Source organism: Pseudoalteromonas rubra (genome assembly GCF_005886805.2).
GTDB classification, from domain to species: domain Bacteria; phylum Pseudomonadota; class Gammaproteobacteria; order Enterobacterales; family Alteromonadaceae; genus Pseudoalteromonas; species Pseudoalteromonas rubra_D.
On record NZ_CP045429.1, the window covers coordinates 2,351,938 to 2,366,095 of the forward strand.

Sequence of the window (14,158 nt, forward strand, 5' to 3'; positions counted from 1 at the left end):
TGTTATATGGTGGGCGCAGCTAACCCTCAAGACTGCGCCCGATGGGTGTAAAAACAAATAAGCCACACTGGCGTGTGGCTTAGGGCTAGGGGTTAGTGTGGGCGGCAGCCTGCTACGTCGTAGTCGACAACTATGGTGGCGCCGAGCGAATTGCCGGACATCACCAGGTAGCCCCAGTAACGTGACTGTTCATTAATCTCATAGAACAGACACTGCTGATTGCCATCTTTAACGGAAACCGCATCATGGTCGCTGCCATCGGCTTTGGGCCAGTGGCCGTCACCGAAGAAAACGCGAGTATCGGCGGGCACATTGATTAGCGTGATTGCCACGGTTTTTGGGCCCCGGTCCATGCCTGCAAATGAGTAGCCTCGGGTACTATTGATACAGTGGGGTTCGCTTGGCGTCAGGCGTCTCGTTGTTGCGCCATCTTGATCCACACACGCATCCATTAGTGGTTCATGATCAACATTCACTGTCACTGTAGCGCTGGCTGTCATATTGTCATTGTCAGTGACGGTCAACGAAACCTGATAGATACCCGCCTGAGTGTAGCTATGATTTGGATTTGCAAAATTGCTCTGTGTACCATCGCCAAAGTCCCACTGATAGGCGGTGATCTGGCCAAATTCATCATCAGAACCTGCACTGCTAAATGACACAGTCTGACCAATCTGGATCTGTGAACTAAGTACCGCAGCACGTGCAACCGGTGGCTGAGGTGCTGGGAGAGTGTTAGAGCAATTGGCAAAGCTACACAATTCTTCCATGGCTGTTACATCTGCACTGTCTATTACACCATCACCATTAATGTCAAAAGTGCTGTCTAACGGCTGGTTGGCGGCAATGGCGTCGCGAACAGCATTGATGTCATCGCTGTCCACGTTACCATCTTCATCAAAGTCGCCAATTGGCAATACCCTAATGATCACTTGCGTACTGCTAGTTGCACCTTTGTCGTCGGTCACCGTAAGACTAACGGGATAGCTGCCAGTCCGACTGAAATGATGAGTGATAGTTTCTCCGGTATGGGTCGTGCCATGACCAAGATCCCACAAGTAAGTTACTAGTTCACCGTCCTGATCGCTTGACTGACGTCCATCCAGTACAACCTGTTCCCCAGCTCTGACGGTCTGATTACCACCAGCATTCGCTACAGGTAAACGATTTGGCGCTGAGTGGTCGGCATCACGGTGGATATCATAGTACGCTCTGAAGCGCAGCGATTCATAATCCTTGAACGGGTCAATCATCACGTTAAACACACCACCTTGTTCAAACTGACACAATTCGGTCTGATTTGGCGCCTCCCAGGGACGGCAATCATACTGAGATTTAGACACTGCCTGATTTCGACTAACATGAATATCCGGGTCTCCTTTGTAACGCTCGACCAGCTCAAAGGTTACCAGAGACGCCGCATCCGGTACTGCAAACTCATAGTTATAAGTCTGCCCACCAGCACTGGCCGCCAGGTTCAGCTCGTCAGCTAGGTAAATACGCTTACAGTCTTCACATAAAGGGGCATCTTCAGGAGATAGCTCAGTGATCACTGCACTGGCATGTGCTGTGCTTTGATTCCCGGCATTGTCAGTAACCGTAAGGCTAACCGGATAAGTACCGGTCATTGTGTAAATATGGTCGACTTCTGCTTGAATGCTTTGCGTCCCATCGCCAAAATCCCACAGAAATGAGACTATCTCACCATCTGGATCGTTAGAACCAGCGCTTGAAAACTCAAGTGCGTGGCCTACCGCTTCTACGCGCGATTGGCCGTTGATATTCGCGAATGGTAGTTGGTTTTGCGTATCTGCTATTTCATAATACACCTGAATGCTGGCATTGGTGTAAGTTTCAAAGGGATCGATAATCACTTCAAAATCGCCTCCGCCCTCAAACTCACAGTATTCAGTGATCCCTTTCCAGGTGAAAGGTCGGCAATCAAATTGTGTTTTTGAAACCGCCCTGTCCTTGGCCACGTACATATCCAAATCGCCATTTCTCTTGATTGACCCATCTGCCATCTTCGGCCCCTGATAACCACCGGGGACGACAACCACAGTACGGGTAGCCTCTTGCGGTACACTGAATTGGAAGTCAAAGGTTTTACCGGCACGGTCCGGCCAGGAAGCATTGTTCTTATTCGCCCATAGGCCATCGAGTTTAAACAAGGAATAACGATGCTCACCCTCATTGAGATAAGGATCTTCACCCTGGATCACACTCAGCGTGGTATCACTGTAAGCAGTAAAAGCATGAACAGAGGCAAAATAGGAGGAATGGACATCTGGTGTATCTACCGTAACCGCTTCGCTATCTCCTGCACTGTTAAACGAGATCAGGTCGGCTACCCATTGACCTTCATCGTTTGCCGGTGGTGTTGGTACCTGACCTTTTGATACATACAAATCCGGGTCTTCGCTGTGACCATTGAGATAAAACAAGATATTGTGCGCGTTATACGGCAAATTTATCTCAAAAGTCTCCACCGTATCTTTGCCAGCAAAAGGAATTTGATAACTGGCCAGTACCTCTCCCTGCGGTTCCACATCTAACCCCGAGTTACCATCCCACGGATGACCTGAGTCGCTGACATACTGAGACAGACCTGTTTTGATCAGGTTATCGTTAGACCACAAGGTGTTTCTGGCAGGGTTATGTAGTGCTGCAGTCATGCGAGATACCTGCTCACGCGTAAACATGGCGTAGTTGTCTGAGTAGTGCATGAAATTTTCGGTATTGGTAGCCTGCCCCAGACAGTTAGGTGCATTATTCTGCATTTCACTGGGCATAGACATCTGAGGTGTATCGCAGCTACGGTCTCCGGTTGAATGACAAAACGCTTCGTTTGTAATTGAACACTGCTTAGTTTCAAAGGTGTGGATCAGGTTAAGCCAATGGCCAAATTCATGGGTCAGTACCGAGCGAAAATTTTCACTGGTGTTGTTACCTACATAATGGCCGTTATAGACGACTCGTGCGGTATTTTCCTCAGTCATCGCTAATTCCGGATACCAGGCAACACCGGAATTAGTCTCCTTACCATCATCATACAAGTCATGCATGAGATACACATTCATATAACTGAAGTTGTCCCAGGCATCAGCCTGTATTTTCGCCAACGTTTCATCATCATGATTGCCGTAGCCAGTCTGATCATGGCTATAGCGCACAATGCCATTAGTCGGTTTGCCCTGAGGGTCTTTACCCGCCAGCACAAATTCGATATTCAAATTTTCACGGATCGCCTGAAACTGAGGAGAGACCTCAGGTGAGTCAACCGACAACCCCAGAAAGTCATTATTTAACTTAGTCAGCGCATCCTGTATTTTCTCGTCAGTCAGACACTTCTGGCTGGAATCGCTGCAGTTGTAGGCGTCACCGTATACATGGAACACAACTGGGATATAGTAGCGCCCCGCCACTGCGGTGCTATTGTGCAATAGCTCGGGCGACAATGGCGTACTTTGTGCTGCTACCATCATGGGCTGTGCAAATGGTGCCATCACCCCCACAGGTTGCTTAGCTGCAGATTTTTGCAATTTTGCCCAATCCTGACCGTTGTGATCCGCGCCACAGCTGGGTATGAGCGTGTCCTGAGGCCACTCACTATGCGCAAGTTTCGCTTCAACTGCGTTCGTCTCGGTGCTGGCATGTTTGACGCTTGCATGCACGGTTAAAGGTGTAATACAGGCACTAAACGAGCATAGCCCCGCAATAATGCGTTTCTTCATCTTGTTGTATCCTTGTTGTTGATATGTAGTGCTTTTTACAGCCTGCCCTTGGATTGTCGGTACGGGCTAGCATTCTTTGTTGTTCTGGTGTAACTTTGGGTGCAATCACGCACCCGACTGCTATGCCACCTTGGTGGCATTAACAATGAAAAAGGTCTAATTTATGTAGTTGTGCGCTGACTTAATTAGTCAGTCGGGTAATGATGTTATCCAATCCTTTTTTTGATACCTGAACTGCCTCCAGCTGAGTTAACCCATCCGGATATTCTTCCTGCTCCAGTACCAGCCATTGCGTTCCTCCTCTTGTGACGTTGGCGTAGATAACCGCTGACCAATCAGTGATATCCTGACCGATAAGGGGCTTCTTATTTGTCACAGTTGCAGGATATTTGGCTTTAAAGTGTGTCGTAATGGTTCTGTTCGGATAGCGATTGATATAAGCCACGGGATTTTTTCCAGCGTACTGGGCCCATCCCACATCTAGTTGCAATACAAAGTCTTCAGGCGTATTTGCAGCAATGTAATCCCAGTACGTGTTGTTTTTGTATGGCACCAGCTCGCGGTCATGATTATGAAAACCAAAACGCATCCCTTTATCCCGCATTTTTATCGTTACTTTATTTAGCTCTGCTACAAAAGATTCTATCGTCTCGGCCTGCTCTGCCCGTTTATCACTGGGCACTATTATCATAGGACTGCCCAACTGCTGATAAAATGCGACTGTTTTCTCGAACTTGTCGTCGGTTAAATCACGCATCTTCACGTGTGCACCACTTACCTCAAGACCAAGAGATTCCAGATAGCGTTTTAACCCCTGCGGATCATTGTCATAAGGGCCAAAGTCTCCGGCAAACTCAACCGCATCAAACCCCATTGCCGAGATTGCTTCCAATGTACCCTTAAAGTCCTTCTTCAGCGTATGATTGACCGACCATAACTGCACACTAATTGCGGGGATCTGTGACCGTTCAAGACGCAAAACCGCTTGATTGTCTTCGTCGCGAGTGTCCAGTTGCCCGTTACATGCAGTTAGCAACCCAGCGCATACCAGCGTTGAGAGAAAGCGTTTAAAAAACGTCATAGTAAGTACCTTTATTATTTAAATGCGTCTGGCGGCGATTTCTTTCCCCGCATAGTTCACAGCTCTGACTGTTAATGCCATAAATGTCAGACTGGGGTTTTGTACTGCCGATGAACAAAAGCTCGCACCGTCAGTAACAAATAGATTTGGAATATCATGACTCTGGTTAAAGCCGTTGAGCACAGAGTCTTTCGGATCCTTGCCCATTCTGGCAGTACCCAGTTCGTGGATCCCTGATCCGGGCGGTTTACCATGCAGGCCGGAAGAAACATTTTCCAGGCCTATCTTTTCTAGCATTGTCTGGCCCTGCTCTGCGGCATCGAGCATCATCAATCGCTCGTTTTCTGAGAATCGACAGTTAATCTCAAGCTGCGGTATGCCCCATTTGTCTTTTTTAAATGCGTGCAGTTGCACACTGTTTTCGAATCTGGGAAGCATTTCTCCTTGAGCTCCTAACGAAAACTTCCATTTTCCGGGCTTTTGTAATTGTTGCTTGAAGGCAATACCAATACCGTCATTATTCTTCAACGCTTGCCAGTCCTCTCGATAGGCACCAGCCGACATACCATATCCACGTAAAAATGGCCTTTTCGGGTCCGGCTTGAAGTAGAAATTGGGTATGTACAACCCACCCGGGCGTCTGCCAGAATAAAATGAACCTTTAAAGCCCGGAATATCAGCTTTAGCCCAGGCGTTGTAGTTATGATCCATCAGATAATGGCCCAGCACACCAGAGCTGTTTGCCAGGCCATTGGGGAAAGTTTTGCTACGAGAGTTTAATAGGATCTGTGTTGACCCCAGCGTAGAGGCGCATAAAAACACCACTTTGCCAAAGTATTCGCGCTCACTTAGGTCGTCATTGTCGATCACCCTAACGCCTTTCACACGATTACTTGCTGCATCGTAGATCAGGCTGTGCACAACGCTATTTGGCGCTATCTGTAAGTTTCCGGTTTTTGCTGCATCTGGAAGTGTTGAGCTTTGCGTCGAGAAGTAAGCGCCAAAGGAGCAGCCTTTTTGGCATTCATTACGCGCCTGGCACTGTCCCCGGCCCTGAGCCAGATGATGTGCGCTGGGTTTAGTCAAATGTGCCTGCCTGCCGTGGATCAGCTTTCTGTCAGGAAAGGCGGCTTCGAGCTGTTGTTTTATATGTAACTCAGGCGCCGTCATATCAAACGGTGGTAAAAACTCACTGTCTGGAAGTTGTGGCAATGACTCTTTCTGTCCGCAAATACCCACATGACGCTCTACATAGGAATACCAGTGCGCGAGATCTTGGTATCGAATAGGCCAGTCATTACCAAAGCCATCCAATTTATTCGCATTAAAGTCAAAGTCACTCCAGCGATATGAAAAGCGATGCCAAAGTAATGATTTACCACCTAACTGGTTGGCGCGGATCCACCAAAAATCAGTTCCTTTTGTCGTCTCAAATGGCAAATCTCTGTCATTACCAAAAAAGTGTTTGGTACTGTCATTAAACGCATAGCAATTTTTTTGAACATAATACTGCTGCTCAATCTCCGCCAATGACACTTTGCTCCGAAGCGGCTGTTCCCATGGCGGTATGCCTTCGCCAACGTAATCTTTACGATGCTCAACAACCCGCCCTCGCTCGATGAGCAGCGTCCTAAACCCTTTTTCACAGAATTCCTTTGCAGCCCATCCGCCCGTTATCCCTGAGCCAATCACAATGGCATCATACGCTTGTTTTGATTCTTTGATGTACATCACAGCTCCTTAGTAGTATGCCAAAGAGCCGAAGCCTGCTTGCCCGCGATAGGCAATCTGACCTTTGAATCCACCAGGATAAGCCTGATATACAAGCTCGTGACTGGCCCCGGTTTCTGACGTGTAGTAACCAAAGCAAACCAGTGCCTTGAGCTGTTTAAAGTCAGTACGCTGCTGCTCTGAGAAAGGCTCGGCTGCGGTTTCCAGTCGAGTTAAGTGAATAACCTGTTTTTCGCTATTGAGCTGTGCGAATGGCTGCCCGTATATACGCAGACTGCTTGTTTCGATCACGCTCAGTATCGCGCGCATGCGGGTATGTGCATTCAGGTCGTAACAGTGGTACAAATGATGATCAATAAAATCATGAACACCGATATCACCGGCGCCGGCCGTTTCGGTCGCAGGGATAATGGTGTTACATACCCTCTTCAGCATTACCAGCTGTTTATTACTCAACACCTTGGTCTGATGAGGTTCACCATCTGGTATAACCCGATAACTCAATGCGGCAGCCACGGCATTCTCACCAATAAACCCATTTCCGAGGCCAGCTCCTAAGGAGACAAGTACGCCCTGAAGAAAGCGCCTTCTTGACTGACTGGTGAGTTCAGCTGTCATAGCAACCTCCTTTAAGAGTTTGGCGCCTGGTTTTATAAGTGCTACCCAATAGAAGCAACCCAAATGCAGCAACCAGACTGAGTGGGAAGTAACTCAGAGTAACTAAGGTATCTTTAACATTTTGAGTGCCCAAGGACTGCCCTTGCTCAATTAGCTGACCTATGACCGGGTTCCAGATACTAACAGCGAACATACCAGCAGCCCCCATTACTCCCAGCCCAAGTGCGCCGGTACTAGGAAGCTTTTCAGACACAAACCCAAGCATAGTAGGCCAAAAATAGGTTACTCCAAGGGCAAAAATGATTGCCGCGTAATACACTTCAGCCCCCTCAGCAATAGACATAAATCGGATCCCAATATACGCCGTCACAGAGGACATTAGCAGCACACCCAGTGGGTTAAGTTGCTTAATGACAGGCCCAGCAAAATAACGCCCGACAGCCATAACCCCAGTGATCAGCGCCAGAGTGAGCATAGCTGACGCACCAGATTCTCGAAGTATGCGTTCAATCCATTGCTGGGTTAGCAGCTCGGTACTCGCCGTAAGCGTCATACACAACAGCATGAACAAAAAGAGGGGTGAAAACAGAGCCTTTAGCGCAGGGCGCTGCGGATTAGCAGGCGCCTGCTCTTCGGCAAGGTTACCGGGCAAACGAATAAGTAATGCGCCATATAGCAAAGTCGGAACAAGCAGGCAGGCAAACTGAGACTGCCAGCCAAGACCGAAATAACTCATTGATAATGAAATCAGGGACCCCAACAGGATACCGCCCGGAAACCAAACATGAAACCGGTTTAGCATGGTAGTTTGTTTGCCAGGAAATAACTGGGTTACCATTGGATTACAACCGGCTTCCACTGCGCCATTCGCCAGACCTATAAGGAAGGTCGCAAACATCAGACTGTAGAACCCAGAAGCAAATAAGGTGCACAATAAGCCCAATATATGGCCAATAAATGCAATCATGAGTAACCGCTTAGCGCCCAGCACTTTGTAAAGAGCACCACCGACGATTGTGGCTACAGGAAATCCGAAAAATGCCATTGCATTGACCCAGCCAAGCTGGCTGTCGGTCAACTGCAATACCTGGCTAAGCTGCGACAACATGCCTGCACGAATAGCAAAAGTCATCGCAGTCACCGTCAGTGCAACGCATGCAGTAATAAAGGCCCACTGCTTGACTTGCCCGCTCATATTTCACGCTCCTCTAGCCCAAGGAGACGCCTGTTTGTCATCTCACAACTGTCTCCGCCGACAAAATCGTCAAATGCTTTTGATGTCGGCTTAATGATCAGATCTTTAATGATCTGGGCCCCCTGCAAAGCACCGATATAAGGATCTTTTATGCAGCACTCCCATTCCAGTACGGCCCAGCCATCGAAGCCATATTGCGTGAGCTTGCTGAAGATTGCGCTAAAATCGATTTGACCGTCACCAAGCGAGCGAAAACGCCCTGCTCTGTCTTTCCAGTTGAGATATCCGCCATACACACCGGTCCGACCATTGACACGGTATTCCGCATCCTTGACATGAAATGCTTTGATCCTGTCGTGATACAAATCAATGAAAGCAAGATAGTCCAGCTGCTGCAGGTGAAGATGGCTGGGGTCATATAGTATATTGGCTCTGGGGTGATGGTTTACCTGTTTGAGAAATGCCTCAAAACTCGCGCCATCATGTAAATCTTCCGCCGGGTGCAATTCAAAGCAGACATCAACATCTGCGATATCAAATGCGTCCAAAATAGGCAACCAGCGTCGTGCCAACTCTGCAAACCCCTGCTCGACCAACCCAGATGGCCGCTGTGGCCAGGGATAAACCATAGGCCAAAGCAAAGCCCCAGAAAAAGTAGCGTGAGCATTGAGCCCGAGATTTTGACTGGCCTGAGCGGCGAGCGCCAGCTGTTCACTCGCCCACAAGGAAATAGAGTCTGGATCATTGTTCAGATTGGTTGGATAAAATCCGGCAAACATCTCAACATAACATGGCGCTACAGCCACTAGTTGCCCCTGTATATGTGTTGAAAGCTCTGAAATCACAAGATTGTAACGAGCCAGTAGTGCCTTAATCTGTTCACAGTAATCTTTACTTTGGGCTGCGCACTCTAAATCAAAAAGAGAGCCAATGTGTGTTGGCAACTGAATCGCCTTGTATCCCAGGCTTGATGCCCACTGCGCAAGTCCTTCTAGCGTATTATATGGCGCCTCATCTTCTATAAACTGGGCTAAAAAAATGCCCGGCCCTTTTATTTCAGTCATGTAACTGCGCTCCCTGAACCGCATGCCATTTTTGTGATGACCCACTGGCACGAACAACACTATCGATAAACAACATCCCCCGGATCCCTTCTTTGATCCCTGGTACGTCTAGTGCGTTTTCACATGGCGGTTGAACCGCTTGCTGAGCCCGAATTTTCACTGCAAAATTACGATATATATTGGCAAAGGCTTCTATATACCCTTCAGGGTGACCTGCGGGCAATCTTGTATTTGCAATTGCAAGAGGCGAGTCATTGGCAACCCCACTTCGGATAACCCGCATTGAGCTGTCCGCGTATCTCAGTGTCAGGCTGTTAGGGGATTGCTGCTCCCACTTTAGACTGCCTTTATCTCCATAGACACTGATGGAAAGATTATTTTCTTCTCCCGTCGCCACCTGGCTGGCCAGTAGTACACCTTTGATTTTATTACCAAACTTAAGCAGTACTGCCCCATCGTCATCCAGTGCCCTGTGCTCATAAGCAGTATTAAGATCTGCGCATACATGAGTGATAGACTGGCCACTGATGTACTCAGCCAGATTAGCTGCATGAACACCAATATCGCCCATGCAACAACTTAACCCAGCCTGTTCAGGGTCAAGTCGCCAGCAGGCTTGCTTTATACTTTCTGCATTTTCACCGTTCAACCAGCCCTGCTGATAACTAACAATAATTTTTCGAACTGACCCTAACTCGCCAGCATGTACCCGATATCTAGCTTCTTTCACCATCGGATAGCCTGTATAGGTATAGGTCAGCGCATATAACACATCAGAACATGCAAGCTGACGAGCTAATGTAAGTGCCTGCGCTAATGAAATGGTGGCAGGTTTATCCGAAATCACATGAAAGCCATGTTTAATCGCTTCACTGGCCATTTGAAAATGCAGATGGTTTGGTGTCACTATGGCTAATAACTCCATTTTCTCGCCCTCTGGCAATGACGACTCCTGCTTCAGCATGTCATCGAAATGCCGATAGCAGCGAGACGCCTCTAAACCCAGATATGTTCCGTATTCATATGAGCGTTGCGGAGCACTGCTAAAAACACCACATACCAATTCAATTTGACCATCAAGCTGCGCTGCCATGCGATGTATAGCACCAATAAAGGCGTCCGGGCCACCGCCGACCATTCCCATCTTAATTTTTTTCATTTACTTAATTCTGCTGTCTTATTTTTCTGATAACGCAACAATGGTAAATAGAAAGTGAATATATGCGTTAGGTCAAAATCGGACAATAATGCAATAAAATCGGCGACATTGTATTCAAAGAAGACACCTTAAGGCCAAAATACTTTAAATTTAGTGACTTAAAATCATGTATATTGTATAAATAAAAAGAAGTAAAAAATAATAGGCTACAAGGCTATGGATAATGATTGTAATCAGAGCGATACGTTCTTCGATTCTGTTCACTTTTCTCAATTATTAGCCATGCTCGACATACTCCCGGGTACGTTATTTTGGGTAAAAAATGCAAAAGGGGAAATCGTGCACGGTAATGAAGCGTTCCTTGCGCACATCGGTGTGTCTTCTTTACATCAAATTATTGGTCAGACCGACCTGGCTTTTGCACCAGCTCACCTCGCCCACCAATATATGGTAGATGATGAAAAAGTGATGGCTGGTCAGTTGGTTACAGAACGACTTGAGGTAAACCAACCCGAAGGCTCCGACGACCTTGCTTGGTATGTTACTTCCAAACGCCCTCTGTATTCTTCACAAGGCGAGATTGTCGGCACTTATGGTATGTCAAAAAAGCTCCATGCACATAGCTGCACACAACCTGGAATGAGCGCGCTAAAGACACCTGTAGAATACATCAGAGCTAACTTTGCTCAGCCACTAAAACTTACGGAGATAGCAGAGGCGAGCCACCTATCGGTCAGTGCACTAGAGCGACGCTTTAAAAAGCACCTGAATATCACGCCAAAACAATTTTTGACTCAGGTACGACTCGAACAAGCCAGAAAACTACTCATAGAGACCAACGATTCAATCAGTGAAATTGCTTTTTCGGTAGGCTTTACGGATCACAGCTATTTTAGCCGACAATTTCAGTTGTATTTCAGTGAACAGCCCCGAGAGGTGAAAAAGCACTATCATAGATAGCTAATAACTACAGTCACAAACTGGCTAACACAGCATCCTCATCAAAGTAACCGGCCTCTTCTCTCAACGGACAAAACGCGAACATGGCGATAGCACCACCTCTGACTTTTCGAAACCCACAGTGTTTCAACAAGCGCTGGCATGCCAAATTTTTTTGCTGAACCTTACCCAATACCAGTGACACCTTGCAGCCAGGTACCATTGTTTCCAAGGCATTTAGAGTTGCGTTGAGCGCCTCTGAGGCCAGCCCCCGACGCCAAAATCTGGGCGCAAGCTCGATGCCGAGGTGAATATGTTTTGCCTTAACGTCACAGTCATATAGTCCAATCGTCCCTATGAACACACCCTCATGCTCAATCGCAAAACGCCCACCGCAGCCTTCATAAAAGTCATCTAAATCGGCCTGTAACATTGCTCTGACTTCCTGCTGCGTCAGTTGCGTTCCGTAATCATTATACTGACTTACCAGAGGGTCATTTAACAGCGCCACCAGCGCCGGTACATCACGATAATTCATCGGCCTCAGCAGTAATCTGGGTGTTTTAATTTGCATGGGATTCCATCATCTAAAAGCTTTCAATAAAGCCCTCTCTTTTACGCAGAATTAGTATAAACTATCGGACCTTAAGTAACAGCCGTCAGGAGTCGTTTAGATGAGCGAAGAGTATATTGTCATTCCCCCCACCACCAAAGTATGGTGCCCGGAAAAAGGCGAAGGCTGGACACTGACCGGGATAACCGGTATCGAAGAAAACACCTCTGTGATGTTCAACGGCGTGCGCTACACCATTGCGGCACAGAAAATTGTAGAAGAGCTGCTGCCAAATTATCAGGCAAGAGAAAAGGAGCAAGGGTAATATCCCCTGCTCACCCCCGCGATGTTGACTTTGAAAGTCTCGCTTAAGTCAGCTGGGGTTATTCACTCTGAATAAAGACTGATTCTCACCAACCTAATTTCAGAGCTGTCATATACAAGAGAATATTTATCTTCCAGTATTTCCAAGCAAAAAGTGCCTATAACGTGGTTTTCACCCGATAAAAAGCGTTCATAAAGCCCCGGCGGTAGTGCTTCATTCCTGGGCCCTTCTCCCGCTTCTTCAACACCATATAGATTACCATCCGATGTATCCGATAGCCTTAAGCTTGGAGGGTTTCCGTTCCAAACCGATAACGTACCTGAGACAGTTTTACAGGGGTTTGCATGTGCTGACGCGCACAAAGTCAAAGCATTCAGTAACACAAAAAGACTAATTAAAACACTCGGGTTTTAATTTTTCCAAAGAGCCATATAGACAAATAGGTCATTAAGAACACAATAGCGCTATAAGTTAATGCAAGGTATGGCGCCAGGGCATAACCAAACACATTCCTGCCCCCGTCGGCAACCCGCATCTTTCTTGCTTTTATTTCCGTTTCAGTCCAGGTTGCTTCTTCAACAGGGCTAATGGATCCATTGCCATCTCTGTCCATCTGTGCGACAACCAAATCTAGCTGATAATTTAAGTTGTATACAGGAGCTGCTAAAGCAAGATACATTAGCACAACACAGAGCGTATACCTCGTCAGTACTTTGAAAGGTTTTCGGCAAAGGCCTTTAAAAAACGGCACGAACATTGGCAATACTAAAAAAAGCACGTAGCCAATCATTCTCAATAAAACAGCTGTTTCTATACTCATGCTGATCATAATAAGCTTACAGCCAACTCCCTTGCTCTGAATATACTAGTTAGCCATCTTGGTTGATGATTTGAAACATACCATCAGGCAAGAGCATGTAAACCAGCTGCTTTCCTTCAAATTCATACCCTATGAACGTGCATTCAACGTCCGGGCTAAGGCAGTTTTTGTGTCGTGTTTTTCCGCCCAGTCGTAACTTTTCGCCTTTAAAGTTGTGTATTAAGTTTAAAACAACGTTATCACACACGACATCTGTATCTTCACATAACCTAGTGACTGTTGCTTCATACTCAGCCGTAACCAAAGTATCGGCGTACGACGCCGATGATATTGACAAAATAACTAACGCTAAAAAGATTTGCATAACTTAGCTTACTGTACCTATTGAGCCGTAGCTTCTTCCTCAAATTCGAGCATATCGCGCTCTTTGCATGATAACTCTATCAAATTAGTTAAATCGAAACCGCCCATTATGATCAGTTTTTTTATCTGAACAGGCATATAAATATGATCACCTTTTGAGATAATACAGAAGTTACGCTTCGCAAATTATTGCAAATCTGTGCCAGATTCACTGGGAAGTTTGCTGAGTACAACCGCTGTTCCATGGTTAATACAGCACCCAATATACTTATCTGCATGTCCATAATTAAAATAAACAGGCTGATAGCCCAATACACGGGTCTCTTTTTCAGGAAAGTAGAAATTAAGATAGTCAAATCTGACCTGTGGGTCAGGAGAGAAATTACCGGACTTCACCATCTCGATGACAACTTCATTGCCCTTCACCAGACTTTCTTCGAGGTAAGTTTGTTCCAGTGTTAATGAAGCCTCAATACTTATTTCCCTCTTGCTATGTGACAGTGTCGACCAAAAGACAATGCTTAAAAACAGCAAAAGCTTCATCATTACTTCTGAATTCATGGAATGAAACCTCAC

The 14,158-nt window shown here is 46.7% G+C and carries 13 protein-coding genes; 2 read left to right on the plus strand and 11 right to left on the minus strand.

Annotation, left to right across the window (positions count from 1 at the left end; all coding sequences use genetic code 11):
• Positions 1–92: 92 nt before the first annotated feature.
• The 7 genes from CWC22_RS10145 to CWC22_RS10175 form a co-directional block, all read right to left on the minus strand.
• Positions 93–3,734, minus strand: a complete 3,642-nt coding sequence (locus tag CWC22_RS10145) for a PKD domain-containing protein (protein ID WP_138538199.1) — start codon at positions 3,732–3,734, stop codon at positions 93–95.
• 181 nt (positions 3,735–3,915) lie between these two features.
• On the minus strand, positions 3,916–4,815 hold the full coding sequence (locus CWC22_RS10150; RefSeq protein ID WP_138538198.1) for a sugar phosphate isomerase/epimerase family protein: 900 nt from the start codon (positions 4,813–4,815) through the stop codon (positions 3,916–3,918).
• Positions 4,816–4,833: 18 nt separating this feature from the next.
• Positions 4,834–6,546: a GMC oxidoreductase gene (locus CWC22_RS10155; RefSeq protein WP_138538197.1), complete on the minus strand. Its 1,713-nt coding sequence runs from the start codon at positions 6,544–6,546 to the stop codon at positions 4,834–4,836.
• A gap of 9 nt (positions 6,547–6,555) precedes the next feature.
• Positions 6,556–7,164, minus strand: a complete 609-nt coding sequence (locus tag CWC22_RS10160) for a gluconate 2-dehydrogenase subunit 3 family protein (RefSeq protein WP_138538196.1) — start codon at positions 7,162–7,164, stop codon at positions 6,556–6,558.
• Positions 7,154–8,359 (minus strand): MFS transporter, encoded by a 1,206-nt coding sequence (locus tag CWC22_RS10165; RefSeq protein WP_138538195.1) that lies wholly within the window; start codon positions 8,357–8,359, stop codon positions 7,154–7,156. Before CWC22_RS10165 ends, CWC22_RS10160 begins: the two co-directional genes overlap by 11 nt.
• A complete protein-coding gene (locus CWC22_RS10170) occupies positions 8,356–9,423 on the minus strand; it encodes a sugar phosphate isomerase/epimerase family protein (RefSeq protein ID WP_138538194.1) in 1,068 nt (355 codons plus the stop codon). Before CWC22_RS10170 ends, CWC22_RS10165 begins: the two co-directional genes overlap by 4 nt.
• Positions 9,416–10,582 carry a Gfo/Idh/MocA family protein gene (locus CWC22_RS10175; RefSeq protein WP_138538193.1) on the minus strand — a complete coding sequence of 389 codons (1,167 nt, stop codon included), beginning with the start codon at positions 10,580–10,582 and terminating at the stop codon, positions 9,416–9,418. Before CWC22_RS10175 ends, CWC22_RS10170 begins: the two co-directional genes overlap by 8 nt.
• A 216-nt stretch (positions 10,583–10,798) precedes the next feature.
• Between CWC22_RS10175 and CWC22_RS10180 the strand changes: the two genes are divergently transcribed.
• Positions 10,799–11,542: an AraC family transcriptional regulator gene (locus CWC22_RS10180; protein ID WP_138538192.1), complete on the plus strand. Its 744-nt coding sequence runs from the start codon at positions 10,799–10,801 to the stop codon at positions 11,540–11,542.
• Between the two features lie 13 nt (positions 11,543–11,555).
• Here the strand turns inward: CWC22_RS10180 and CWC22_RS10185 are convergent, their stop codons facing one another.
• Positions 11,556–12,095 (minus strand): GNAT family N-acetyltransferase, encoded by a 540-nt coding sequence (locus CWC22_RS10185; RefSeq protein WP_138538191.1) that lies wholly within the window; start codon positions 12,093–12,095, stop codon positions 11,556–11,558.
• A gap of 100 nt (positions 12,096–12,195) precedes the next feature.
• On the opposite strand from CWC22_RS10185, the gene CWC22_RS10190 reads away from it, so the two are divergent.
• Positions 12,196–12,399: a hypothetical protein gene (locus CWC22_RS10190; RefSeq protein WP_138538190.1), complete on the plus strand. Its 204-nt coding sequence runs from the start codon at positions 12,196–12,198 to the stop codon at positions 12,397–12,399.
• Positions 12,400–12,793: 394 nt separating this feature from the next.
• On the opposite strand, the gene CWC22_RS10195 is transcribed toward CWC22_RS10190, so the two are convergent.
• The 3 genes from CWC22_RS10195 to CWC22_RS10205 all read right to left on the minus strand — a co-directional run bounded on the left by CWC22_RS10195 (position 12,794) and on the right by CWC22_RS10205 (position 14,143).
• The gene (locus tag CWC22_RS10195; protein ID WP_138538189.1) at positions 12,794–13,219 is read right to left on the minus strand and encodes a hypothetical protein; all 426 of its coding nucleotides are present in this window, start codon (positions 13,217–13,219) and stop codon (positions 12,794–12,796) included.
• Positions 13,220–13,268: 49 nt separating this feature from the next.
• Positions 13,269–13,583 (minus strand): hypothetical protein, encoded by a 315-nt coding sequence (locus CWC22_RS10200; protein WP_138538188.1) that lies wholly within the window; start codon positions 13,581–13,583, stop codon positions 13,269–13,271.
• A gap of 185 nt (positions 13,584–13,768) precedes the next feature.
• Entirely contained in the window at positions 13,769–14,143 is a 375-nt protein-coding gene (locus CWC22_RS10205) for a hypothetical protein (RefSeq protein WP_138538187.1), read from the minus strand.
• Positions 14,144–14,158: the final 15 nt, after the last annotated feature.